The following is a 25,261-nucleotide window of genomic DNA, read 5'->3' on the forward strand; positions in this document are numbered from 1 at the left end:
CTTAAATAACAGAATAAGTTATTCACAAACTCTCTGCTGTGGATAGCTTTATTTACATGAAAAAACGGACAACTGAAATGTATCAGTTGTCCGCCACATTATTAGCTATTGGTTAGTTGATTTTTGGATGCGTTAATTAACGTCTGAACCTTCTCGTAATCTCCTTCATGAAGGGCCGTCACAATGGCACTTCCAACGATAACGCCGTCAGCAAGTCCACCAAGGGTGCGAACGTGTTCTGGAGTTGAGATACCGAATCCAGCGAGAACCGGAACGGAACTTGCTGCCTTTAGACGCTCCAAGTGACCTTCTAGTTCTTCTGTAAATGATGAACGCACACCTGTGATGCCGTTTACTGTCACTGCGTAAATGAAACCTTCTGCCGCTTTCGCAATAACTTCTATACGTTCGGTAGGGCTAGTTAGGGAAACCAATTGAATCAATGCCACCTCAGTGTCTATCAATGCATCTTTTAGTAAGCCACTTTCTTCAAGCGGGAGATCTGGAATAATTAAACCGTAGACACCACTCGCTTCACAATCTGCTGCTATAGACTGTAAACCATAGCTAAGCACAGGATTCAAATACGTCATGATTACTAAGGGAATCTTGACTTCTTCTTTGAATGAAGCAAGTTCTTTCATAATCTTTCGTAATGTAACGCCTTCAGCTAACGCTCGCTCACCAGCTTGCTGAATAACATCACCATCCGCTACCGGGTCGGAAAAAGGTATACCCACTTCAATAGCAGTTGCGCCGGCTTCTTGCAAGAATAATATGTTCTTCTTCAACGTCTGTAATCCGCCGTCTCCTGCCATGATATACGGTACAAACGCCTTGTTTCCCTGTTCATTACACTGCAAAATCGCTTGTGTTACTAGTTTTTTTGTCATATTGATTGACCTCCTAGCGCATCACGTACTGTTTGCATATCTTTGTCACCGCGCCCTGATAAACAGATAACGACTAGCTGATCTTCTTTCATTTCTTTCGCTAACTGCACTGCATAATAAACAGCGTGTGCACTTTCAAGAGCCGGAATAATTCCTTCTACACGTGAAAGTAATTGCACCGCTTCAAGTGCCTGTTGATCTGTAACGGAATCGTACTGTACGCGCTGGATATCAGCCAAATGGCAGTGCTCAGGTCCTACTGCAGGATAATCGAGACCAGCGGAGATGGAGTGCGCTTCTTGAATAAATCCGTCATCGTCCTGCAATACGTACATGTAGGCACCGTGTAAAACGCCTTCTTGTTTACCCGCAATGGCTGCTGCATGTTTGCCTGTTGAAATTCCGCTACCAGCAGCTTCTACTCCGTACAACTTTACATCTTGATCATCAACGAACGGATGGAACATACCAATCGCATTACTGCCGCCACCAATGCAAGCGACGACTGCATTAGGTAGACGTCCTTCATGTTCTACAATTTGCCTACGTGTTTCATCACCAATAACGCGCTGGAAATCACGAACGATTTGTGGGAATGGATGCGGACCCAATGCTGATCCAAGTATATAATGTGTATCTTCTACATTGGAAACCCAGTAGCGCAATGCTTCATTGACCGCATCTTTCAATGTACCTGAACCTTTGTCAACAGAAACCACTTTTGTACCGAGTAGTTCCATGCGGAAAACGTTTAGTTCTTGACGACGGATATCTTCTTTACCCATGAATACAACGCATTCAAGGCCGAGTAGCGCGCAAGCTGTAGCTGTCGCCACACCGTGTTGACCCGCTCCAGTTTCTGCTACAACTTTTTTCTTGCCCATACGCAACGCTAGTAACGCCTGGCCAAGAGAGTTATTAATCTTATGTGCACCTGTATGATTCAAATCTTCACGCTTCAAATAAATTTTTGCACCACCAGCATGCTTCGTCAACCGCTCTGCAAAAAACAGGGGAGTTTCACGACCTACAAACTCTTTCAAATAATAATCCAGTTCCTTTGAAAACGCAGGATCTAGCTGTGCTTCTTCGTAAGCAGTTTCCAACTCCTGCAATGCAGTCATAATGGTTTCCGGAACGAACTGTCCTCCAAATTTACCGTAGCGTCCTTTAGTTTCTGTTGTCATGATGATCTCTCCTACCCTTCGCTGTATGAATGAACGCCTGAATGCGTTCTGAATCTTTTTGCTTCTCTATCTCCACTCCACTTGACACGTCAACCATATATGGATTCACTTGCCCGAGCGCTTCCTGCACATTGCCTGCATGCAGTCCACCGGCTAAAATAATTTGCTCTTTTGATACCCCTACATCTTCAAGTAATGACCAGTCGAACGTCTTACCACTACCGCCTTTGTATTCAATACCTGGTGTATCGAATAAATAATAATCCACGTCATAGGTAGCAGCGAGTTTTACGTCATCTTCACTTGTAATAGCAAGTGCTTTTATAGAAGGTAACCCCACTTGTTTAATGAAAGCCGGAGTCTCATCTCCATGGTACTGGATGTAATCCAATGGCACTTCATTAAATATCTTAAGTAGCTGCTCTTTCGTTTCATCAACAAAGACTCCGATCTTTAATACGGACGGTGGAATGAGTTTCGCCAATTTCTGTGCTTGCTCTAGCGTTACTTCCCTGCGGCTTGGTGCAAATACAAAACCTATAGCATCTGCGCCTGCATTTACAGCCGCTTGTACATGTTCCGGTTTCATCAGTCCGCAAATCTTTACTTTTGTCATGGGCGATTCACGTGTTTTTCTACTTGTAATGCTTGCAGGGCTTCTTTTACTGAATCACTGCGCATCAAAGATTCTCCGACAAGTACTGCACTAGCTCCAGCTTTTGCCGCACGTTCTGCATCCTTAGGTCCCCAGATCCCGCTTTCACTGATGAACACACGCTCTTCATCAAACGGGAAGTGTGACGCAATCCGTTCCGTCTGCGCTAAATCTACCTCGAATGTGTGCAGATCACGGTTGTTGACACCGATAATTCTCGCATCGATTGACAATGCGCGTTGCAACTCGTCCGTGTTATGCACTTCCACTAGCACATCCAAACCTTCTTCGTTGGCATACGTATACAGACTTCCGAGTGTTTCGTCATCGAGTGCAGCCACTATTAATAAAATAACGGATGCACCTGCGCTTTTCGCTTGGTCAATCTGAATTTTATGGATGATAAAGTCTTTACATAACAATGCGATGGGTACAGCATCCGCCACTGCAGACAAGTCTTCAAATGATCCTTTGAAGAATTCCTTATCAGTTAATACTGAAATACACGCAGCACCCGCTTCATAATAAGCTGTCGCTTGTTCAACCGGATTTGCACCTTCTGCAATCAAACCTTTGGAAGGCGATGCACGTTTCATCTCAGAAATAACTTGCAGTTTTTTCGCTTTTACCAACGTCTGATAGAGTGACGGACGTGTAATCTCCCGTTCTGGAAATGTCACGTTACTTGCTAGCAAATGATCCACTTCTATTTTCTTCTGTGCAATAATCTTATCTAAAATCGTCATTGGATAACCGCCTTTTGCCGAATCTTTTCGCTGAATGCGACGATGGCATCTAGTTTTTCTAGCGCCTTACCTGATAGAATACTTTCAGTAGCTACTTTCACACCTTCTTGAATTGTGGAAACTTGGCCATTTGCAAATAAACCAATTCCCGCATTCAACACCACTGTATCGAACTTTGGCCCACGTTCTCCACTTAAGATTGAACGGGTAGTTGCGGCATTTTCTACTGCATCTCCACCTTTAATTGCCGACAACGGTGCATATTCTAGCCCTACGTCATCCGCAGTCAATGAAAATGGAATTAAATCACCATGATCGAGAAGTACGAATTCGTTCTGGCCCGCAAGAGATGCCTCATCCATTCCGCCTGCCCCACTTACAACAATCGCTCTCTCCCGCCCTAACATCCGGAGTACTGATGCGTATTCCATGATGAAATCCGGACGATTAATACCGGTAAATTGAGTTTCAAGTGATACAGGATTCGTCAAAGGTCCAACCAAATTGAAGATCGTTGTCTTACCAATTTTGTTGCGTATAGTGCCAATCCGTTTCATTTTCGGATGAACAGCGGGCGCGAATAAGAATGCAATTCCTTGTTGTTCCAGTAAGTTTTGCATTTCCGATATCTGGAAGTCGGAATGAATGCCAAGTGCATCTAGGACATCCTGACTTCCCGATGCGCTGGAGATTTTACGGTTACCATGTTTCGCAACCCGGACCCCAGCACCCGCCAAAACAAATGCAGCCGTCGTACTAATATTGAATGTATTGACTCCATCTCCACCCGTTCCGCAGTTATCTAGATAACGTGCTTCTTTCGGTGTTAAGTCATTTGCATATGACTTCATAACGAACGCCAATGCCGCTAGTTCATGTGAAGTTTCACCTTTTTTCGATAACGCGATCAAAAACTGTGCAATGAGATTTTCATCAGTTGCTTCATTGAACATCAGCTCGGCAGCTTCTTTCATCTCTTCATACATCAGGTGGCGTTGCTTCTCTACTATGCTTAAAAACTTCTCCATACTCATCTCTTCCCTTCTCGTCTAGATGTTCACTTGATCGTTCGGCACGGCTTGAACCTAGGCAATCACTTTGTCATTTCCGTTGCTTCTAGTAAAGAACGGGCTTTATTGGACGTTTCTTTATATTCTAATGAAGGTACAGAAGCCTCTACTATCCCGGCACCTGCCTGAATATACGCTTTGCCTTCTTTTACAAGCATTGTACGAATCGTCAATGCGAAGTCGATATTCCCGTTTAGACCAATGTACCCGATGGCGCCACCGTAAATTCCGCGATGCTGGTCTTCTAGTTCATCAATCATATCCATAGCAACCGATTTAGGGGAACCTGTTACAGTGCCTGCTGGCATTGTCGCTTTCAGTGCATCCAACGCATGTAAGCCTGGTGCAAGGTCACCCGTCACCTCAGAAACTAAGTGCATAACATGTTCATAGCGAACTGTTTCCAAGTAATTTGAGACTTCAATCGTTTCGGGACGACAGACTTCTTGCAATTCTTTCTTGCTTACTTCCACTAACATGTCGTGTTCAGACAGCTCTTTCGGATCATGGCGTAATTCTATTTCGAGTGCTTTGTCTTCCGCTTGATCTCGTCCTCTTCTGCGTGTGCCCGCAATCGGATTTGTTAATACTTTATCTCCAGTAACACGTACAAGACTTTCGGGTGACGTTCCGATTACCGTATGATCTTCGAACTCCATGTAATACATATATGGAGATGGATTGCGGCGGCGCAGTTTACGATACAACGCAAATGGGTCACCTGTAATATCTGCTTCAAAGCGACGTGACAAAACGACTTGTTCCGCCTGTCCTTCCTTAATCGCATCAATAACAATTTGGACACGACGCTCAAACTCTTCTTTAGAGATGGTACAACGATAATCAGAAAGAGAAACACTATCCTCTTTATCGACGGAACCATTCACAATCATGTCTTCGATAGCGTCCAAGTCAGGCGCTTCGTATACCGGATTGATTTCTGTATGCAGTAACGTCACTTCGTGCAATTGATGGTCATAGATGACGATGGTGTCATAAATATTAAAGTAGACATCCGGCACCTGAAGATCATCAGCTGTTCTCTGTTCATCATTTCTAGCTGCGCCGTATCCTACATAACCAACCGCGCCGCCTGTAAACGGAAATCCTGCATCTTCCGTAATACGAGGCATGAGGCGCTTCAATAAAGTATAGAGATCCCCTTCGTGCGTATATGTTCTATTCGTTGAGTAGACGATCTCTTCTACTACACCATCCCGACCACGATAGGCTTTTTGGGGATTCAGTCCAATGAATGAATACCGCCCTGACCCATCTGCTTGCGAAGAACTCTCCAACAGGAATTTATGATTTCCTTTCAATCTTCTAAATATCAAAATAGGGGTTAAGGAATCTCCTTCAATCTTTCGCGTCGTTACCCGTAAGTTCTTCTGCTCTGTCATCATGATCATTCTCCTCTTCTCTATGGACTGTTGTATAATTCGTATGGTTAAATAGAAAAAGCCCTCTGCAAACAGAGCCAGTTAGCCTGTTGCAGAGGACGATTATGTAACCGCGTTGCCACCTCAAATTGAAGCGCCAAAGCACTCCCACTTTATGTGTTTTCACACTGCCCTTAACGCGGGCAAACGTCTGTTTTTTATCAAAACAGCTGCCATAAGTCCATTCACGAACGATGTGTATCAGTTTTCACCAGCCACTGATTCTCTAGGAAGCACATGCAATCGTTACTCTTCTTATTCCTATCTTTTCGCTATTCTCTTCTCTGCTAACTCATCTCATCTGCCGGGACGATTCCGCTATCGAAACCTTCTGTCCATCTAGTTATTATATTTATCTTAATATGCTGAATCTTTAATGTCAACAATTTCTTACGGGAAAAATGCTATAATTAGCTTAGTGTAACAAGTGCGGGAGGAGAATCTATATGCGGATCAATAAATTTCTAAGTGGTGCAGGTATTGTATCCAGACGAGGTGCAGATCAGTGGATTGCTGACGGTCGTGTGAAAATCAACGGACAACTCGCGGAACTCGGAAGTAAAGTCGAGGCAGGCGATCAAGTAGAAGTCGATGGCAAGCTAGTCGAACAAGAAGAGCAGTTAGTGTATATTGCACTTAATAAACCAGTAGGTATCACTAGTACAACAGAACGTCATATTGAAGGTAATGTTGTAGACTTTGTTAACCACCCATTACGTATTTTCCACATCGGACGTTTAGACAAAGATTCCGATGGTTTATTACTATTAACGAACGATGGCGATATCGTCAATGAAATCCTAAGGGAAGAATATGGTCATGAAAAGGAATACATCGTGACTGTGGACAGTCCACTAACTGCCTCATTTATTTCACAAATGGAAAATGGAGTGAAGATTCTCGATACCGTAACGAAACCTTGTACGGTGAAAAAACTCGGCCCTAAAACTTTTTCTATTATATTAACGCAAGGTTTAAATCGTCAAATCCGCAGAATGTGCGCAGCGCTCGGCTATCATATACGCCGCTTGCAACGTGTGCGGATACTTACTATTGAATTGGGTGATCTTCCAATTGGTGAATGGCGTGAATTAACAGATGCAGAGCGAAAGAAGTTGTTCAAAACACTTCATTACGAACCAAAAAGATAAAAGATCATGGAGGCCCCCTAAAGCTTCCATGGTCTTTTTTCTATGCAACGCTCTACTATTTACAACAGATCTAATAACCTATGAATATCCCCCTCCAAAAAATAGTCCAAAACTCTCTCATTTGTGCTATAATCAGACAGTTGCTATATCTATTTCTACCTATTAGGTATTTTTAAATAATTTCATAAACTTCTACTTTCAAATTAAGGACTATTCTATTTACCTAACTTTTTTAAAAGAAAGGTTGTGCATATATGTCGTTACAAACTACTAGTATTTCTTCACATTTATCCACACTACTAGATGAAAAGTTCTCCATCTCACTCATCGACTTAAGTGGCCATCTCATCTATGTAAATCAGAACTTTTGTGAGCTGACAGGCTATAGGGAAGATGAGTTAATAGGTAGAACGTGGGGAAAGTTAAATAGAGAGGTTTCTATTAAAGAGACTCTTCACATGCTTACAGAACACTTTATCCATAATGCCATCTATCAAGAATCTATACAGATTTACTCCAAGTCGGGTACAGTACACTGGTTGGATATTACGATTGTACCCATGTATGATGATGCAGGAAACTTAACGGGTTATCTCTCTCTTGATATTGATGTAACTGGATCAAAACTGGTCTCAAACAAATACGTCAAAACACGTGCAGACTTACAAAATTTTAAATATGCACTGGATGAATCAGCAGTAGTGGTTATTACCAATCCGCAAGGAGTCATTACATATGTCAATGACCATTTCTGTGTTCTTTCGGAGTACTCACATGAGGAACTGATCGGCAAAACACATCGGGTAGTCAACTCGGGTACACATTCTAAAAGCTTCTTTGCGGATATGTGGGACACGATTCGGTCGGGTCGAGTATGGAGAGGCGTGATCCGTAATAAATCTAAGTTTGGAAAGTTTTATTGGGTCCATACTACTATCGTTCCGTTCATTGGTCCCGATGGTAAGCCGTTTCAATACATTTCCATTCGTCAAGATGTGACATCTCAGATGGAAGCGGAAAAGTCATTGGAATTGGCATTAAAAAATGATTTTACTATGACCGTAAAAAATCTTCAAAATGCTATATTTAAATACTCTTTTGATGAAAATAATCAAATCAATATTACATTACTAGAAGGAAAAGTAGCCGAACAACTTGGCGTCACCGCAAATACACTTAATCAGCTCATCTCCAATAATACCTTTCACTTGTCTACATTTAAGCGACAGCTTCTTGGGGCTTTACTTGGCCGGGTTGGACAGTTTGAAATTGACTATCAGTCCAGAACCTTTCTAGTTTATCTCTCTCCTATTTTTGAAGGTGAGAATGTAGTCGAAGTTGTCGGTACCGCCAGTGATATTACCGATCGGAAAGAAGCTGAACGTTTAGTCGAACATATGGCATTTCACGACCATCTAACTGGATTACCAAATAGAAGGTTGCTGAAACAGACAGTAGAAGACTTGATTGAGTCCCGTGCAAATAACCAGGAACCTTTCGCTCTTCTTTATATGGACTTGGATCGATTTAAGAATATCAATGATTCTATGGGCCATTATGTAGGTGATCAACTACTTAAAGCGGTTGGTAGAAGATTACAAACGCTCGTTAGACAAAATGACTTGGTCGGTCGACTTAGTGGAGACGAATTTCTTATATTGTGTTCTTCTATGACGAAACAAGGTGCCCAAATGGTCGCCCAGCGAATCGTCGATGAAGTATCAAAATCCTTCCTTATCGATTACTTAGAAATCTTTATTGCACCAAGTATCGGAATCAGCATGTTTCCAGACGATGGGGCAGAATACGATACGCTTATTCGTAATGCGGATTCTGCTATGTATTTAGCCAAACAATCGGGTAAAAGTACCTATCAATTTTTCACAGAAGAGCTTTATAAAGACTTAATGGAACGAACGTTAATTGAGATGGAATTACGTCAAGTACTCCATAAAAAAGAATTGTCATTGCATTACCAACCACAATATGAATTTAACACAGGAAATATAATTGGTGTAGAAGCATTGGTACGTTGGCAACATCCTTCTAGAGGTATGATACCTCCCGGACAATTCATATCTATAGCAGAAGAAACTGGCATGATTCTATCGATTGGTTTGTGGGTGCTAGAGACTGCTTGTAGACAGGCGAAAGAGTGGCAAGACTTAGGCTACACTTCACTATTAATGAGTGTAAATGTTTCGTTACGTCAGTTTAAAAGTATTAGTTTCGTGGCAGATGTTAAAGACACACTTCATAAAACGGGCCTGCAACCACAATATTTGAATATTGAAATTACAGAGAGTATGACATCTGACGTGGACTATTGCCAAAGTATTTTACAAGAGCTGCGTGCTATCGGCATTAAAATTAGTATCGATGATTTCGGAACAGGCTATTCTTCATTAAGTTATTTATCTAAGTTTCCTCTGACCCATCTTAAAATTGATCAATCTTTTGTCAGAGACCTGCATTCAAATTCGGTTATTGTCAAAGCTATTATTGATTTGGCTAAGAACTTACATTTACGAGTAATTGCTGAGGGAGTCGAAACTTGCGAACAGGCCGAATTTCTCAAGAAACTTGAATGTGATGAAGCACAAGGTTTCTTGTATTCCCGCCCCGTACCCCCTAACGAACTTTTACAGTTACTTATTAATATAAAATCGTAAAATGTAGCCAGCAGACAGACGTCTGTTGGCTATTACTAGTATATATGATTGTCAGTAAATTACATTTCCATCACAGTACTACTAGAAATATTATTCTTCCTATTAATTTTGTGCTATAGTTTTCTTTATATTTCAATTCTATTGACATACATAGATATCTACAGGGAGAGATGTGAATGCGTTCTACACAAATGCGGTATTCAATTACTGCGTTAGCCGGATTTCAATGGTTGTTCTTTATGTTCGCCAATACAGTTGTAATCCCTATTTCAGTCGGTACTGCTTTTGAGCTTGAGCAAATAGAAATTGTTTCTGCTATACAGCGCTCATTTATTTTTACGGGAATAGCTTGTTTACTGCAAGGAGCATTTGGACATCGATTGGCATTGATGGAAGGTCAGTCAGGTTTATGGTGGGGCGTAGTACTCAGCTTGGCCGGAACTGCGAGTGCAATGGGCTTAAGCTTAACTACAGTTGGAGGTAGTATTGCAGTAGGTGCCATGATTTCCGGTGCACTGGTAGCTACACTTGGCATGCTCGGCATGGGTGATATTCTGAAGAAATGGTTTACACCTACTGTCATGTTCGTGTTTTTACTATTGTTGGCTAATCAGTTGATTACCATTTTCTTAAAAGGAATGATTGGTCTCAATGACGGTGAATTCATCAGTTTATCGAAAACTATATTTTCATTCGCTCTAGCGGGTCTGACAATTCTGGTTCATGTGAAAGGAAAAGGAATCATCAGTAGCTTAAATTTGCTTATCGGTATGACGGTCGGTTGGATTAGTGCTGTGCTGATTTTTCCGCAAGTAGCTACTGAAACGATAAAAACCACACCGTTTATCCAATGGTTTCCTTGGGGTGAACCGACACTTGAGATCGGTATCGTAATTACAGTGGTCATTACAGGTTTATTGAATACGACGAATACAATCGCTACCCTAAAAGGTGCGGAAGATATATATGAAAAAGAAACTACTAAAACTCAGTATAAAACTTCATTTCTCATTACAGGTGGAATGAATATCGGAGCAGGTGCGTTAGGCCTCGTTCCGTATGCACCTTATGCATCATCTATCGGCTTTCTGCAGTCTAGCGGAATAAAGGACAGAGCTCCATTCTTTCTCGGGTCCATACTGTTTATCATACTCGGACTCGTACCACCGTTAAGTGCATTTTTTTCGACAATCCCTCAAAGCGTCGGAAACACGGTATTATTTGTAGCATATTTACAGTTATTCCGGTCTGCTTTGCGCAACGTGGAAGGATTAACATTCGAACCTAAAACTATCTATCGGGTCGCATTACCTGCACTTCTTGGGTTATCCATCATGACACTGCCAGCCACTGTGTTTTCTTCACTTCCTGAGCTCATTCAACCTCTATTATCAAGCGGGTTGCTAGTAGGCATCTTGGCTGCACTCTTGATGGAATTAATTTTCTGGATTGCTCAGCGATTCAGTCATTCTACGTGAATAAAATTCAGTTCTGATTTACATGATCAGGGCTGTTTGTATGTATAGACTAAGAAACGCTCTGCTTTGTCGTGAATTTGCAAATGTGAAATCGGAATCTCCGCTATTTTTTCGAATAATGGGTGACGATGCAAGAAATAAACATATTCATCAGTCGGATAATATAGAATGATTTCCAATGTACGAGGGGATTTTTCAACTGACTTTACAATCCGCTGAACTACAGTTCGAAAAATATCCAAAGAAAATGGATTAAAAAAGTAGAACGTCACGGCATCTGCCGGAATGATGTAACTCTCCGCTATACAGCATTCAAATGAAATAGATCCCGGTCTCTTAGGAAAGGCTTGCCGATAATCCATTAAGTTGCTCATTGCATTTTGGTGTAACACACTATTCATTTCAATACCTATCGTGTCCAAACAAAAGAGGTGATTTACGTAAAAAGGTACTCTTCCTTTTCCACAGCCATAGTCGATCAAGCTTCCCTCTTTTAGGAGGTCATGTTCGGCAAATAAATAGTCTAGCACCTCATAAGGTGTTGCTTCATAACGATTATAATGGGAAGACTGATGATTCCACTCTCTAATACCAAGTGTTTGGATGTGTAAGCGTTTATCCATAGAGTGCTCCAGCATGGCTCTATCCCCTTCCTAGTGATCTGATAGTAAAGAAAACCTCGACATATTACTCATGCCGAGGTTCATCGGAAACGACGATGGTCTTATTACGTCCTGTACGTTTGGCTTCATACAGACTTTGATCAGCCAACTCAATAAGTCGGGCCGGATGGTTTGCATGAAGTGGATAAGAAGCTACCCCGGCTGAAATTGTAATGACTTCACCGCAAGGACTGACTGTGTCTTCCAACTTTTCACGAAGACGTTCCGTGGTCAGATAAGCCGTAACTTTATCCGACTTCGGTAATAAGATGACGAATTCTTCTCCACCGTAGCGGCAACAAATATCTTGCTCACGAATTGTTCGTTGCATCAAGTCCGCCAAGTAAATCAGTACTTTATCACCAACCGCATGACCGTAGCGATCATTGACACGTTTAAACTTATCTATATCAAAAATAATTAGAGCGAATGGCGTTCCTTCGTCTACCCATTGCCTCATATAGCTATCCATCATGCGGCGATTCGGTAACTTCGTTAAAGGATCAGTTGTTGATTCGTGAATGAAGTAGTTCATCTCGTTTTTGAAGTAATCCAAACTATGTAACATAGCTCCTTTTAATTGTCTTGCTTCATAGTACCAATCGGAGATCATCTCCATTTTTTCTTTTTGATCAGACTCTGTACTGCTTTCTGTATAGTATGCCAACTTTTGAAGAGGTAAAGCAATCTTTCTTGAAAAATATCTAACCAAGAAAAACGAAAGAAGTAGTAACGGCAGAGATTTCAATGCCATTTCTAGCACCATTTCTCTCGCTGGAGCAATAGAAGTGTCCAGTTGTGTTTGCGAGACGATTCCCCATTCGGCAATAGGAATATAGGCATATCCGGCTAACATGGCTATTCCTTTTGTGTTGATTAGCTGTGTATAATTACTTTCTCCTGCAATTACTTTCTGAACCGCTGGATTGCTCGTAACATTCTCATTCAAGCGCTCTTTTTCTTGATGATAAATAAGTTTCCCGGCATAATCTACTACATAAACATATGAACCATTTTCATAATAATGGCTTCCTAAAAGTTTCTCTAATATATTGGGCTTATTTAGATAGATAGCTCCTCCTAAAAACCCCTTATACTCGCTACCTTCAAAGAGTGGGACGCTGATGAATATAATCGGCTCTCCTTCAATTCCAACGTAAGGCTGAGAGATTATTTTTCGCTTTTCCTTCAGAGCTTGTATTGCCCCAATTGACGTCAACTTCTCCCCAAGCAACTCAAGGCTCGGAGTGGACGTACTTAGTAGGATCCCTTCTGTAGAAACAATCGCAACGGAATCAAATGTATTTGTTTCCAATCTAATCCGCTCTGTCAACGCATTCATTTGCATTTGTGAAGAAGGTTCCTTAAGTAGCGGAACCACGATTTCTGCATTAACTTCTAATGTGTTTAATATTTCACGTAAATACGTATCTGTAGTAGAAGTCAATTTTTGGACATATGCGTAGTTCGTTTCGAGAGTTGACTTTATTAAGTTTTTTTTATGCACTTGATATGCCACCGTAGTACTCGTTAGAAAGGTCAACACAATTGCCAGTATTGCCACGACTTGAATCAAGGTTTTCAAGGACCATCTCATTTGTTTCCCATACTCCTTTTCCCTGTGGTGCTATCCTCCTATTATACCACAGAGCGAAGAGATGTTATGAGATTTTCTTCATTTTTAATACAATATATACCAGTAATTAAAATGTATTCCCCCCTCTTATCGACATTTCTTAATAGGAAATACCTACTCTGAATCCCTTATGATTTTGTTTCGATAGTTCATTATAAGCGAACGCAGCAGTATCACCGGTGGAGATCTGGGTGCCGTTAATCGGTAAGTACTCTCTTTCCGTCCGATAATTGCCGCTTGCTTCCCCATCTGGTAAATAGGTTGGGCATACTATCGTCCAATCTAAGCCGGAATCTTTCAACATAGTAAATACTTTATGGTGCTCCTCCGCCGCAAATGTCAATTTACGATGGGATTCATTCGATTGATAGCGTAACTTGGACGGTTCTGTTCGACTATTCAATATTCCTGCCGTCCCAATTGTGACGATTCTTTCGATGCCATATTCTTTCATCCCTTCAATAATGGCTTGCATTGCTTCTGTTAATGTAGTGGTTTTGTCAGTGCCCAGTGCACTGACGACTGCATCGGCACCCGCCATTGCTTTTTTTACTGCATCGGGGTTCCGTACGTCTCCTGCAATGATCGTCAGTTTTTCTTGAGGTTCGCACTTCTCAGGTGATCGAACCAATGCCGTGATCTCATGTCCGTCAGTTAATGCACGGCGAACAATCTTACTACCTGTTCGGCCTGTTGCGCCAAATAGTACAATTTTCATCTACTATATCTCCTATCGTTTATTCATGTTAGAAACTCTTCATGTTTCATGTTCGTGCATCACGTCAAATATGATTGATACATCGTGAATAGTATACGATGCTTTTACTACTTTAATATGTTGTAAGCTTGGCCCAACGTTGCAGTGCGTAAACTCCACGCTGGAAGAATGTCAGGCTATTTTGGTATTCTTCTACATCCAGAGTGTATAACGCATCTTCGTTATTCCATATCCTATCAAAATACGCATTGATTTCATCGGTCAGCTCGCTGTCTGTAGGTGCTATAATTCGTAAATTCGCCTCCAGGTTATAATCACGCAACGTGCGCTCCGTTATATTGGAGGAGCCGTTCGTAATATACGTTTTGTCTGCGGTCTGAACCGTTACCAACTTGGTGTGATATTGACCAATTACGGTATTGTACCAACGCACGTTAATTTTATCATCTGTATTTTCCCTAATCTCTTGGACGACCGGGCGATTAGGTAAACCAGATTTTTTACTACCAAATGAGTTTTCATTCGGATCTAAGACAATCTCCACATTGACCCCACGATTAGCTGCTTCCTCTAACGGACGGATCACTTCCTGCTCTGAAAGATAAAACATCCCCATACGGATCACATCGTCTTTCTTTGCTTTTTCAATATCACTCACCAAGGCATCCATAACCTTGCTTTCGGTCAAGTACTGAACTTGATAAGGTCCTTTTTGTTCTTCCGCTTGAATACGTGGCAACTTTCCACCCGATGAATATTGAAGCACAGCTTCCTCCGATTCCAATATGTCATTCTGAATTGGACCTTGCACTTTGAATGCCACATTACCGTGTCGCCCACTAGCTGCGTGAGGATTAGAGGATGTAACTAATGCCGCTTGATCTGTCACGAGTGTTTTCCGATGATTTGCTTTCACGTTCAACAACTTCAAATAAGATGAAAGTTTCACATCAGGCGCATCACTTGCTAGGAAGTTAGGAAAACGATTTTTTCCGTTAAAATCAAACCACTGAAGAAAGATACGGTATCCACCTGAGTATAGAGGCATTGAATCACGTAATGGTTCCAAATCTGTATATACTACTTGTACACCCGCCTTTTCCAATGCTTTAAACCATTCAGACTCATAGGATTCATAGCCGGTATTTACTGGATCAGTTATGTAGACAATCGGCATGTCCGGAAATTCTTTCTTTTTCTTGACGAGTACATCCGTTAGTTGGTCTGCAATTTGAGGAAAGTCTTCTTTTTCATCATAGTAGTCGTCCATTAAAAAGAAGTCGAGTACAATAAACTCTTTCGCATCTTCAATCATTCGAAATACTTCATCGAAAATACGTAATTCTGATTTATAGTGATCTTTCGACTTCGTCTTGGAGTACGTTAAATCATAAATGAACTCCACATTTTCTACTTGATGAAGTTCTCCTTTATAGGAAATACCGGGTGGCAATGGCTTATACGTGTGCCAAAGCATAACACCCATGTAGAGCAATGCAACGAAAAGTAATGCATAGGAAGCTATACGCTTTTTGGTCATTTTGCGTTTCTCTGTCGCCACAAGCTTTCTCCCCCTTTCTCTAGCTCTTTTTATGTACATGTTTCTAAACGTTTCGCATTGCGATATGACATGTACTATAATATTCCCGCTCGATCTTGCAATAAACTGTATAGATTATCATTAATTCATTGAAATATAAGGTCGTTCAGCATGCCACTCGATCGTTACAGGAACTTGAAACGTTTCTGATAGCAATTCATCTGTCAAAACTTCTTTTTTAGGGCCATTGGCTACAACTTTTCCTTCTTTCAGTAATAGTACATGGGTAATTTCGGGCACGAGTTCTTCTATATGATGTGTGACATAAACGAGATGCACATTCTGTTTTGCAGCTATTTCAAGCGAATCAAGAAATTGCTCTCTTGCCAAAACATCCAACCCAGAACACGGCTCATCCAAAATCAATAGTTCTGGATCACCCATCAAAGCGCGTGCGATCAGCACACGACGTTTTTCACCTTCAGAAAGAAGTCTGAATTTCTTTCCTTTCACATGGTTTAAACGAAAATCCTTTACTAAATAATCGGCACGTATCCAGTCTTCTGCTTTAATTTCATCATAAATGCCGAAGCTCGCATATTTACCACTGATGATAATTCGCTCTATCGATTCATTCCAGAAGTAATCAGAGAATTTTTCCAATGAACTACTGACAAAGCCGATCTTTTTACGTAATTTAGGTAAATATGCGCTTCCAAACTGTTTGCCTAGCACCTCTACTTCACCACTGGAAGGGATTTCATATGTAGAAATAATGGATAATAACGATGTCTTACCCGAGCCATTCAAGCCAAGCATCCCCCACTGCTGCCCTTGCTCAATTTCCCAAGTTATACCTTGCAAGATTTGATTATCGTCTCTATTAAATTGAACGTCTTTAACTTTTACAATCGCCACACATATTCTCCTCTCTGTGATAAAAGACCGGTTCGTGCTAAACGCTACGAACCGGCCTTTTCTATTTGTTCTTTTCTTTCTCTACTTCAATATACTTTTTCTTTTCTAGCTCTTGATATTTTCTATCGTTTTTCTCTTTTATTCTTCTTGCCCTTTCTGCTTCTCTGCGTGCTCTCTTTTCTTTTTCACTTTCTTTCCGTTTACGTTTTTTCTTGACTTCGCCTTCTACATGTTCAAATTGGCGAATATCTGTCGGTCTGACTGTAATCGGTTCCCTGGCTAGTAGCTTTGCCAATGAGAAGATCAGTAATAGAAGAAGTAAGGTAAACGGCAAGGCAGACACAAGTGATGCTGATTGCAAAGCTTCCAACCCACCTGCATACAATAATGCAGCCGCAATTGCAGTCATTAGGAATCCCCAGATGAACTTTACAATTAATGGAGGGAATAAACTGCCACGCGTTGTCATACTTGCTAGAATATACGTTGCTGAGTCAGCGGACGTAATCAAAAATGTGAAAATTAACACAATCGCCAAGAACGATACGAGGCCCGTCATCGGCAAGTGTTGAAGCGTCGCGAAAATAGCTGACGTGACATCCTTGTCTACTTCTTGTGCGATTTGTGTACCATTACGCAAATCACTGTATAGTGCAGTTCCACCGAGTGTCGCAATCCACATACAAGAAAAGGCTGGTGGAATGACCATCACACCCATGATGAATTCTCTAATTGTTCGTCCCTTCGATACACGTGCAACGAATGCACCTACGAAAGGAGACCAAGCGATCGTCCAAGCCCAGTAGAAAATAGTCCAATCTTTCACCCACGTGCCGCCTTGATAAGGCTGAAGACGCAAACTGTACGTAATGAAATTATTAATATAATCTCCAATCGCCAGCGTAAAGGTTTCCAATATAAATACTTTCGGTCCTACCAAAAAGAAAAATAGTAATAATGCAATCGCCATACCCAAGTTAAAGTTACCTAGATATGCAATACCTTTACTTAGGCCTGAAGCTGCGGACGTCATGTATGCCGCGAACACTACGGCAATGATCAGCAGTTGAATCGTAAACGTACTCTTAATATTAAAGACATACTCCAGTCCACCACTCATCTGTAAAACACCCATGCCAAGCGAAGTAGCAATACCCATGACAGTTGCTATTACCGCAAATGAATCGATACCTGTCTTCACGTGACGATTACTTCCGATCAAAGGCTCAAGCGCCGTTGAAATCAAACCGTCCTTCTTTTTCCGGAACTGGAGAAACCCAATAACCAGTCCTACTATACCAAAGATGGCCCATTGTGAAATGCCCCAGTGGAAGAAAGAATACCCCATCGCAACGCGTGCTGCCTCTTCCGTATGTGATTCAATACCTGCAATAGGCGACTTGAAATAGTGACTCATTGGTTCCGCCACACCCCAGAACACTAGCCCTACGCCGAAACCGGCAGAAAAGAGCATGCCAATCCACGTGAAAAATGGATATTCTGGGCGTTCTGAATCTCCACCCAAACGAATAGCTCCAAATTTACTAATTGTCAATCCAACTAAAAAAATAATGACAATAAATACAGCAAGTAAATAGAACCATCCAAAGTTATCTGTCGTGAAATGAAAAAGCCTTTCGGCAACCACACCAAACCGTCCAGGTATAGTCGCTCCTAATACGACGAGCATAAGGATAAATACGGCAGAAATAGAGAACACGGGATTTTTCCAGAACTTTTTGTCCAAACTTATCGACTCCTAGTGTTCATTTGGTAACTCTCTCACTACACTCTTTACCCCGATTTCCAGAGATATAACGTACTTCTGCCTATATAAATAACAGAATTAGAAATTACCAAATAGATTATAACAGTCTATATTACACATCAAAAAAGACATCTTCAAGAGAAAATGCCTTTTTCCATATGTATTCAGTGTGCTTCATTCTCTATTCCGTACGACCAGTGCAAGGCTTGTAGAAAAATTTCGCTTAATTCTTTCTTAGGGATTGCCAGGTGACGTGAAATCCGCTCTACTGATTCCCAATTGAAGTGCTCTACTGCTTCTATTAGTTCCATGTAAGGGCTCATTTCAGTCGGCTTGCCATTTAACGTATCCATAATGACATCAGATAAAGAAAGTAGTGGCAAAACATCTTCCCATTTACGCTGCATCACTGCGTCAATTAATGAAAACATACCTGTAAGAAAATATTCGTCTTTATTTGGTTTTCTTTTATACTTCGCTAGCAGTTCACATGCCCGTGCGCGACGAAGTGATAATTCAATCAGTGCTTTAACACGACCATCTCGTAGACCTTGACCTAACTCATGCAACATCAAAACTTGTAGCCATTTCTTTGTCTCATTTAACCCGATCATCATAATCGCTTGCTTAATGGAGCTGATTTGGCGCGGTATATCGAAGGCTAATGAGTTTATAAAGCGTAATAATTTATAGGAAATCGATACATCGCGCATGATTAAATCGGATAGCTGATTGATAGACTGGGAATCATTTTGGAAATATTTAATAATTTGCAAATGGATTAATGTATCAGATGGAATTTCCGCACCTTTAATAATGTCGGGTTTTGCGAAAAAATAGCCTTGAAACAAATCATAACCACTCTTCAATGCAAGCTGGTAATCAGCCTCCGTCTCAACTTTTTCTGCTAATAAGGTGATCGATGGATAGTTTTTCAAAAATGCGACGATGTGATGTTTCTCCGCTATACTCGTTTGCATGAAATCTACTTTAATAATGTCCACGAGTTCAAATAACTGAGAATATGTAACATATTGTTCTTGTAAAATAAAATCATCCAGCGCCAGCGTAAATCCTGCTTCCTTAAACATCTGTAGCCGACGTAACAAAGCAGACGTTATTTCCACGTCTTCCAGAATCTCAATCACTACCTGATCAGGGTTCAGACTCATAAATACATCCTGCGCAAGTAGTTCGCCTGAAAAATTTATGAACGAACGCACACCACTCGTCACCTGATCTATTCCAACGGAGAGAAAAGTATTGATCAATAAACCGATTGTAGCCTGCTCAGGATTTATATCGGGAAAGAAGTTTTCTTCGCTATTTCGATACAATAGTTCATATGCATAAATCTCTCCTGATCGATTTAAGATTGGCTGTCTTCCGATAAATATGGAGTAATCATCCATCTATTCCATCTCCGTGTTTCATTTGAACGTCCCCTTCATTATATATATTCATCTTAGGGTATTACTGAAGCTACATATTCCCACAATTAATTCATTCAGATAATTCATTACTCCTTCTATTGTACTAGAACATACATTATTAATAAATATATTAATTAGATATAACTATACTAAGAGCCATCTATTACCGTGATCACTTTATTTGTTACACGGAGGGATTATCTTTAGTCATATACCATAAGATCATTACATATCTTGCGAAGAGGAGTTGATAACGAATGGATGATACGTTCAGAGGAAGTTATAAACCGTATATTTCTCCGTGCGATCCGTGTCCACCTGTACTAGTTAAAACATTTTCCTTGCCGCCCCAGCTTTTCATGAATTTTCAACCCGCGTCACTTCCACAATTTTCACCTGCTGAAGCCCTGCAACATGGGTCGTTGTGGCCAGCGCTAGTTGACGGCTATTCAAAAAGGGAGGGGATCTCCTAATGGATGCAACCGAACGAAGAGACATGTTGAAGAATGTGCAGCAAGCCGATTTTGTGGTAGTCGAACTGACACTCTACACCAACACACATCCTGACGATAAGGAAGCACTTACGCAATGGCGACTTGCCATTAAAGAAGCAGCAAATCTGAGAAAAATGTACGAAAAGCGTTTCGGACCGCTTTCCTTACATTCCATACCATCGGAACAAGCAATAGATACGGGCTGGCGCTGGAACCAAGCACCTTGGCCATGGCAAATGTAGTCTCAAATATGCACTATGTTACTGGAGGGAATGTTAATGTGGGTCTATGAGAAAAAGTTATTGTATCCGGTAGAAGTCAAAGAGTGTAACCCAAAACTTGCGAGATACATTGCAGAGCAATATGGCGGTGCAGATGGCGAACTGGCTGCTGCTTTACGCTATATGAATCAGCGATACACCGTTCCTGATAAGGTCATCGGTGTACTGAATGATATTGCAACTGAAGAGTTTTCCCATTTGGAGATGCTTGCCACTATGATTTATAAATTAACGAAGGATGCGACCCCTGAACAACTTGAAGAAGCCGGACTTGGTCCACATTATGTCAATCACGGTCATGCGTTGTTTTATGAAAATGCAAGCGGTGTACCCTTCACGACTACGTACATCCAGGCAAAGGGAGATCCAATAGCTGATCTGTATGAAGATATCGCAGCGGAAGAAAAAGCACGCGCTACGTATCAATGGATCATCGATGTCTCAGACGATGCATGGATTAATGATTCTCTTAAATTTCTAAGAGAAAGAGAAAACGTGCATTCACTGCGATTCCGCGAAGCGGTCGAAATCTTGAAAGATGAACGGGACAGGAAAAAAATCTTCTAATATGAAAGGGTCTCCTTTTTCTCTTTTCAATAGAGAGAAGGAGACCTTTTTAGTGTTTAATAACAGGGATTCAATGGTATCTTTTGTAGAGAGGGTTGATACGGAGGTGTTCTTTTTGTTAAAAAGAAGAATGAAAAACGCACATCGTTCACAAGAAATTATTAATGTCTTTTTGAGAAATGGATTCAGTCATATCTTATTTCGACTTGGACTGACCGATCGAAAGTTTACTTCTACGGATGAACAAGTTGATCTAAATTTATACCACGTTGGAAAAAAATTAAGAACTGCATTGGAACAACTTGGACCAACTTTTGTTAAGCTTGGACAAATTGCCAGCGGCCGCCGTGATTTAGTGCCAGAGGAAATTGCTTCTGAACTTGAAAAACTACAGGACCATGTAGAGTCCTTCCCATTTGAAGTCGTAAAAGAAATAATTGAACATCAATTAGGTGGAACAATTGAAGAACTCTTCTTGGAATTCAATGAAAAACCACTTGCCTCGGCTTCCATAGGCCAAGTGCATACCGCTCGCTTGCCTAGCGGTGAACAAGTAGCAGTGAAAGTACAGCGGCCTAATATCCAACAACAGATCAATACGGACTTAGCAATCTTGCACGACTTGGCAGGATTCCTTGAGAAGAATATGGACTGGGCGAAAGCGTATCATATAAAAGACTTAATTTATGAGTTCTCTCACTCTCTACGGGAAGAACTAGACTATCAACTAGAAGGTCGTAACGCAGAACGAATCTCGCAACAATTTGCAAAAGACCCTACTATTCAAGTTCCTGTTGTGTACGATGAATACACTACACGTGTGGTTTTAACGGCAGGATTGGTCACCGGTATTAAAGTGAGCAATATCGGTCAACTGGACCGCGAAGGATATAATCGCCAAGTTATTGCAGAAAGAATTGCGGATTCCATGCTTACTCAAGTAATGGAAAATGGCTTTTTCCACGGTGATCCTCATCCAGGTAATATCTTCATTGCACCTAGAAACGTTATTCATTATGTAGATTTCGGTATGGTCGGCCAACTAAGTAAAGAAATGACTTATCATTTCATTTCCTTACTTATTGCATTGCAAAAAGGTAATATTGCTAGAATAATCGATGTCTTCGAAGCGATGAATATTTTGCATGAAAACACTAACACCGATGCATTATATCGTGATTTGCAGATTATTCAGCGAAAGTATTATGAGACCTCACTTACGGATTTAAGGTTAGGCAATGTATTCATGGAAATTTTCTCAATCGCTTATCGACACCGAATACGCTTACCGAATGAAATCGCTATTCTTGTCAAAGTGATTCTTACACTTGAAGGTGTAATAGGAAAGTTAGATCCTTCATTCAGCATTATGAAAGCTATTGAACCGTATGGTAAAAAGATGGTATTTAAACAATTTGACCCACGCTACCTACTGGACAATGGTTGGCACACGTTTATCAGGAATGCCGAAGTTTTATCCGAATTGCCTAACGATATGAAAAAAGCCATCAAAACTATACAAAAAGGTAAAGTAGAATTGGATGTAGGCTTGAAGCAAACGAATATCATTTTTCGCCGACTCGATAAAATTGCGAACCGCCTTTCATTAAGTATTGTGTTATTGGCGTTTAGTATCCTTATGGTTGGACTGATTATCGGTTCTGCTATCGCTGGGCAAACTGCGCTCTTCTTAAAATTGCCACTTATTGAAGTCGGCGCGATCATTGCATCGTTAATGTTTATTTATCTGCTATTTTCTATCATTCGTTCCGGAAGAATATAGTTCTCTGTTTACCTCCCGGCAATTGGGGAATAAGAATAGCAGATTACTATTTTTCGATGGGAGGATTTTATGTGAAGAAAGATTATCAAGTAAACGAAGAGAGTAAAAACAAACAATTGGAGACATTCCGTGCATATGACGACAAACATTCTATGACAACAAATCAAGGTTTAAAGATTTCAGAGGATGAGCATTCACTAAAAGTAGGGACACGTGGTCCAACATTGATGGAGGATTTCCATTTCCGAGAGAAAATGACGCATTTTGACCACGAACGAATTCCTGAGCGGGTAGTTCATGCACGAGGCTTTGCGGCACATGGTGAATTCGAAGTCTATGAGTCCATGAAGAAATATACGAAAGCAGGATTCTTACAAGAACCAGGTGTCAAAACTCCTGTATTCACCAGATTCTCTAGTGTAGCAGGAAGTAAAGGTTCTGCTGAAACAGTGCGTGACGCACGAGGTTTCGCTGTGAAGTTTTATACGCAAGAAGGGAACTATGATTTAGTCGGAAATAATATACCGGTATTCTTTATTCAAGACGCTATTAAATTTCCAGACCTAATACATGCCGTGAAGCCTGAGCCACATAATGAAATGCCGCAAGCTGCGTCTGCACATGATACATTCTGGGATTACGTAGCGAATAATCAAGAATCCGCACATATGGTCATGTGGCAAATGTCCGATCGTGCAATTCCACGGAGCTTCCGTATGATGGAAGGTTTTGGTGTACACACGTTTCGCTTTGTAAACGAACAAGGTGAAGCTCATTTCGTGAAATTTCATTGGAAGCCAAAGCTCGGTGCCCACTCATTAGTTTGGGATGAAGCGCAGAAGATTAACGGGAAAGACCCGGACTTCCACCGCCGTGATTTATGGGAATCGATTGAAAATGGAAATTTCGTGGAGTTTGAACTTGGCGTACAATTACTAGAAGAAAAAGATGAATTCAAATTTGATTTCGATATTTTAGATCCTACCAAGCTATGGCCTGAAGAAGATATTCCGGTAAAAATCATTGGGAAAATGACGTTAAACCGCAATGTAGACAATGTGTTTGCAGAAATGGAGCAAGTTGCATTCCATCCAGGTAATGTTGTGCCGGGAATTGATTTCTCGAACGATCCATTGCTACAAGGTAGATTATTCTCTTATACAGATACACAGTTAATACGTCTTGGCGGACCTAATTTCCATGAGTTGCCTATCAACCGACCAGTCTGTCCGTTCCATAATAACCAGCGTGACGGATATGGTAGACAGACGATCAACGTAGGACAAACTCACTATCATAAAAATTCTTTATCCAACAATAAACCCGATACGACTCCCGGCGAAGACGGCGGATATGTACATTACCAAGAGAAGGTAGAGGGCCGCAAAGTACAAGCCCGAAGCGATTCGTTTAAGGACCACTTTTCACAAGCCCGTTTATTTTGGAATAGTATGTCTGACCCGGAAAAAGAGCATATCATCGCAGCATTCAGCTTTGAAATTGGAAAAGTGAATGATATGAATGTGAGAAAACAAGCCGTAGATATGTTTGCTAATGTCGATATGGATATGGCCACCCAAGTTGCAGATGCAGTGGGTGTCGAGGCACCAACAGATGTTGCGCAGTCCACTGAATCTAAGTCTTCCCCTGCCCTTAGTCAGGAAAACATGGTGAAGGTGCCGGATACTCGTACAGTGGCGGTATTGATCGCAGACCAGTTTGACGATGAAGCACTTGAGCCATTTTTGAAAGCTTCATTGGATGCTGGTATGACGATTGATATTGTGAGCGAGAAGTTTGGCAAGCTGACGGGTAAGAACGGAGCTACAGTCGATGTAGACGAAACGTTGTTGACAGTTCACTCCGTCCTATACGATGCGTTGTATGTCGTCGGCGGACAGGCGAAGCAACAACAGAAGTTCGAGGCGGATGTCGCTGATTTTGTCAATGAAGCGTATATGCATTTCAAACCAATTGGCTCTGCTCCAGCGGCTAAAGGGTTGATGGAGAAGACAAAAGTCAAACCAGGTCCTGGCATTCTGACGAACTTGACGGTTTCAGGTGAAGGCAAGCAGTGGGTAGAGGCAGTTGCACACCACCGTTTCTGGGATCGTAATATTTACGCATAATCACAAACTAAGGCTGTCGCAAGAAGATCCACTTTTTG

The 25,261-nt window shown here is 41.2% G+C and carries 21 protein-coding genes and 1 other annotated feature; of the genes, 8 read left to right on the top strand and 13 right to left on the bottom strand.

The window, feature by feature from the left end; all coding sequences use genetic code 11:
• Positions 1-101 precede the first annotated feature (101 nt).
• The 6 genes from trpA to CSV60_RS01695 form a co-directional block, all read right to left on the bottom strand.
• Entirely contained in the window at positions 102-893 is a 792-nt protein-coding gene (gene trpA / locus CSV60_RS01670) for a tryptophan synthase subunit alpha (RefSeq protein WP_099635801.1), read from the bottom strand.
• Complete coding sequence (gene trpB / locus CSV60_RS01675) at positions 890-2,080, bottom strand: tryptophan synthase subunit beta (protein ID WP_099630488.1); 1,191 nt, start codon at positions 2,078-2,080, stop codon at positions 890-892. Before trpB ends, trpA begins: the two co-directional genes overlap by 4 nt.
• A complete protein-coding gene (locus CSV60_RS01680; protein WP_099635802.1) occupies positions 2,064-2,696 on the bottom strand; it encodes a phosphoribosylanthranilate isomerase in 633 nt (210 codons plus the stop codon). Before CSV60_RS01680 ends, trpB begins: the two co-directional genes overlap by 17 nt.
• Positions 2,693-3,481, bottom strand: coding sequence for an indole-3-glycerol phosphate synthase TrpC (trpC, locus tag CSV60_RS01685; RefSeq protein ID WP_099630486.1), 789 nt, complete (start codon positions 3,479-3,481; stop codon positions 2,693-2,695). The genes CSV60_RS01680 and trpC overlap by 4 nt, the downstream gene beginning before the upstream one ends.
• The gene (trpD, locus tag CSV60_RS01690; protein ID WP_369823559.1) at positions 3,478-4,509 is read right to left on the bottom strand and encodes an anthranilate phosphoribosyltransferase; all 1,032 of its coding nucleotides are present in this window, start codon (positions 4,507-4,509) and stop codon (positions 3,478-3,480) included. The genes trpC and trpD overlap by 4 nt, the downstream gene beginning before the upstream one ends.
• 65 nt (positions 4,510-4,574) lie before the next feature.
• A complete protein-coding gene (locus CSV60_RS01695) occupies positions 4,575-5,957 on the bottom strand; it encodes an anthranilate synthase component I family protein (RefSeq protein ID WP_233189501.1) in 1,383 nt (460 codons plus the stop codon).
• 88 nt (positions 5,958-6,045) lie between these two features.
• Positions 6,046-6,265, bottom strand: a binding site (T-box leader).
• Positions 6,266-6,439: 174 nt separating this feature from the next.
• On the opposite strand from CSV60_RS01695, the gene CSV60_RS01700 reads away from it, so the two are divergent.
• The 3 genes from CSV60_RS01700 (at position 6,440) to CSV60_RS01710 (ending at position 11,294) form a co-directional block, all read left to right on the top strand.
• Complete coding sequence (locus tag CSV60_RS01700; RefSeq protein ID WP_099635805.1) at positions 6,440-7,144, top strand: pseudouridine synthase; 705 nt, start codon at positions 6,440-6,442, stop codon at positions 7,142-7,144.
• Positions 7,145-7,398: 254 nt separating this feature from the next.
• The gene (locus CSV60_RS01705; RefSeq protein WP_099635806.1) at positions 7,399-9,816 is read left to right on the top strand and encodes a sensor domain-containing protein; all 2,418 of its coding nucleotides are present in this window, start codon (positions 7,399-7,401) and stop codon (positions 9,814-9,816) included.
• Positions 9,817-9,992: 176 nt separating this feature from the next.
• Positions 9,993-11,294: a uracil/xanthine transporter gene (locus CSV60_RS01710; RefSeq protein ID WP_233189502.1), complete on the top strand. Its 1,302-nt coding sequence runs from the start codon at positions 9,993-9,995 to the stop codon at positions 11,292-11,294.
• Positions 11,295-11,320: 26 nt separating this feature from the next.
• On the opposite strand, the gene CSV60_RS01715 is transcribed toward CSV60_RS01710, so the two are convergent.
• The 7 genes from CSV60_RS01715 to CSV60_RS01745 all read right to left on the bottom strand — a co-directional run bounded on the left by CSV60_RS01715 (position 11,321) and on the right by CSV60_RS01745 (position 19,948).
• The gene (locus tag CSV60_RS01715; protein ID WP_099635807.1) at positions 11,321-11,932 is read right to left on the bottom strand and encodes an SAM-dependent methyltransferase; all 612 of its coding nucleotides are present in this window, start codon (positions 11,930-11,932) and stop codon (positions 11,321-11,323) included.
• 49 nt (positions 11,933-11,981) lie between these two features.
• Positions 11,982-13,553 (bottom strand): sensor domain-containing diguanylate cyclase, encoded by a 1,572-nt coding sequence (locus tag CSV60_RS01720; RefSeq protein ID WP_099635808.1) that lies wholly within the window; start codon positions 13,551-13,553, stop codon positions 11,982-11,984.
• 139 nt (positions 13,554-13,692) lie between these two features.
• On the bottom strand, positions 13,693-14,310 hold the full coding sequence (locus CSV60_RS01725) for an NAD(P)-dependent oxidoreductase (RefSeq protein WP_099630479.1): 618 nt from the start codon (positions 14,308-14,310) through the stop codon (positions 13,693-13,695).
• Positions 14,311-14,422: 112 nt separating this feature from the next.
• Positions 14,423-15,871, bottom strand: coding sequence for a phospholipase D family protein (locus tag CSV60_RS01730; RefSeq protein ID WP_233189503.1), 1,449 nt, complete (start codon positions 15,869-15,871; stop codon positions 14,423-14,425).
• A 120-nt stretch (positions 15,872-15,991) separates the two neighbouring features.
• A complete protein-coding gene (locus CSV60_RS01735; RefSeq protein ID WP_099630478.1) occupies positions 15,992-16,768 on the bottom strand; it encodes an ABC transporter ATP-binding protein in 777 nt (258 codons plus the stop codon).
• A gap of 61 nt (positions 16,769-16,829) precedes the next feature.
• Entirely contained in the window at positions 16,830-18,515 is a 1,686-nt protein-coding gene (locus CSV60_RS01740) for a BCCT family transporter (protein ID WP_099635809.1), read from the bottom strand.
• Positions 18,516-18,700: 185 nt separating this feature from the next.
• The gene (locus CSV60_RS01745) at positions 18,701-19,948 is read right to left on the bottom strand and encodes an EAL and HDOD domain-containing protein (RefSeq protein ID WP_099635810.1); all 1,248 of its coding nucleotides are present in this window, start codon (positions 19,946-19,948) and stop codon (positions 18,701-18,703) included.
• A 278-nt stretch (positions 19,949-20,226) separates the two neighbouring features.
• Between CSV60_RS01745 and CSV60_RS01750 the strand changes: the two genes are divergently transcribed.
• The 5 genes from CSV60_RS01750 to CSV60_RS01770 all read left to right on the top strand — a co-directional run bounded on the left by CSV60_RS01750 (position 20,227) and on the right by CSV60_RS01770 (position 25,223).
• Positions 20,227-20,442, top strand: coding sequence for a spore coat associated protein CotJA (locus tag CSV60_RS01750; protein WP_099635811.1), 216 nt, complete (start codon positions 20,227-20,229; stop codon positions 20,440-20,442).
• Positions 20,442-20,705: a spore coat protein CotJB gene (locus CSV60_RS01755; RefSeq protein ID WP_099635812.1), complete on the top strand. Its 264-nt coding sequence runs from the start codon at positions 20,442-20,444 to the stop codon at positions 20,703-20,705. Before CSV60_RS01750 ends, CSV60_RS01755 begins: the two co-directional genes overlap by 1 nt.
• Positions 20,706-20,741: 36 nt before the next feature.
• Entirely contained in the window at positions 20,742-21,311 is a 570-nt protein-coding gene (locus CSV60_RS01760) for a manganese catalase family protein (protein ID WP_099630473.1), read from the top strand.
• Positions 21,312-21,417: 106 nt separating this feature from the next.
• The gene (locus tag CSV60_RS01765; RefSeq protein ID WP_233189521.1) at positions 21,418-23,094 is read left to right on the top strand and encodes an ABC1 kinase family protein; all 1,677 of its coding nucleotides are present in this window, start codon (positions 21,418-21,420) and stop codon (positions 23,092-23,094) included.
• A 71-nt stretch (positions 23,095-23,165) separates the two neighbouring features.
• The gene (locus CSV60_RS01770; protein WP_099630471.1) at positions 23,166-25,223 is read left to right on the top strand and encodes a catalase; all 2,058 of its coding nucleotides are present in this window, start codon (positions 23,166-23,168) and stop codon (positions 25,221-25,223) included.
• Positions 25,224-25,261: the final 38 nt, after the last annotated feature.

The organism is Sporosarcina sp. P7, from assembly GCF_002743425.1.
Lineage (GTDB): Bacteria > Bacillota > Bacilli > Bacillales_A > Planococcaceae > Sporosarcina.

Coding starts and splice junctions, on each gene's coding strand:
- CSV60_RS01750 (WP_099635811.1), top strand. CDS start 20,227: ATGGATGATACGTTCAGAGGAAGTTATAAACCGTATATTTCTCCGTGC.
- CSV60_RS01705 (WP_099635806.1), top strand. CDS start 7,399: ATGTCGTTACAAACTACTAGTATTTCTTCACATTTATCCACACTACTA.
- CSV60_RS01720 (WP_099635808.1), bottom strand. CDS start 13,553: ATGAGATGGTCCTTGAAAACCTTGATTCAAGTCGTGGCAATACTGGCA.
- trpC (WP_099630486.1), bottom strand. CDS start 3,481: ATGACGATTTTAGATAAGATTATTGCACAGAAGAAAATAGAAGTGGAT.
- trpD (WP_369823559.1), bottom strand. CDS start 4,509: ATGGAGAAGTTTTTAAGCATAGTAGAGAAGCAACGCCACCTGATGTAT.
- CSV60_RS01760 (WP_099630473.1), top strand. CDS start 20,742: ATGTGGGTCTATGAGAAAAAGTTATTGTATCCGGTAGAAGTCAAAGAG.
- CSV60_RS01755 (WP_099635812.1), top strand. CDS start 20,442: ATGGATGCAACCGAACGAAGAGACATGTTGAAGAATGTGCAGCAAGCC.
- CSV60_RS01710 (WP_233189502.1), top strand. CDS start 9,993: ATGCGTTCTACACAAATGCGGTATTCAATTACTGCGTTAGCCGGATTT.
- CSV60_RS01680 (WP_099635802.1), bottom strand. CDS start 2,696: ATGACAAAAGTAAAGATTTGCGGACTGATGAAACCGGAACATGTACAA.
- CSV60_RS01695 (WP_233189501.1), bottom strand. CDS start 5,957: ATGATGACAGAGCAGAAGAACTTACGGGTAACGACGCGAAAGATTGAA.
- trpB (WP_099630488.1), bottom strand. CDS start 2,080: ATGACAACAGAAACTAAAGGACGCTACGGTAAATTTGGAGGACAGTTC.
- trpA (WP_099635801.1), bottom strand. CDS start 893: ATGACAAAAAAACTAGTAACACAAGCGATTTTGCAGTGTAATGAACAG.
- CSV60_RS01725 (WP_099630479.1), bottom strand. CDS start 14,310: ATGAAAATTGTACTATTTGGCGCAACAGGCCGAACAGGTAGTAAGATT.
- CSV60_RS01715 (WP_099635807.1), bottom strand. CDS start 11,932: ATGCTGGAGCACTCTATGGATAAACGCTTACACATCCAAACACTTGGT.
- CSV60_RS01700 (WP_099635805.1), top strand. CDS start 6,440: ATGCGGATCAATAAATTTCTAAGTGGTGCAGGTATTGTATCCAGACGA.
- CSV60_RS01745 (WP_099635810.1), bottom strand. CDS start 19,948: ATGGATGATTACTCCATATTTATCGGAAGACAGCCAATCTTAAATCGA.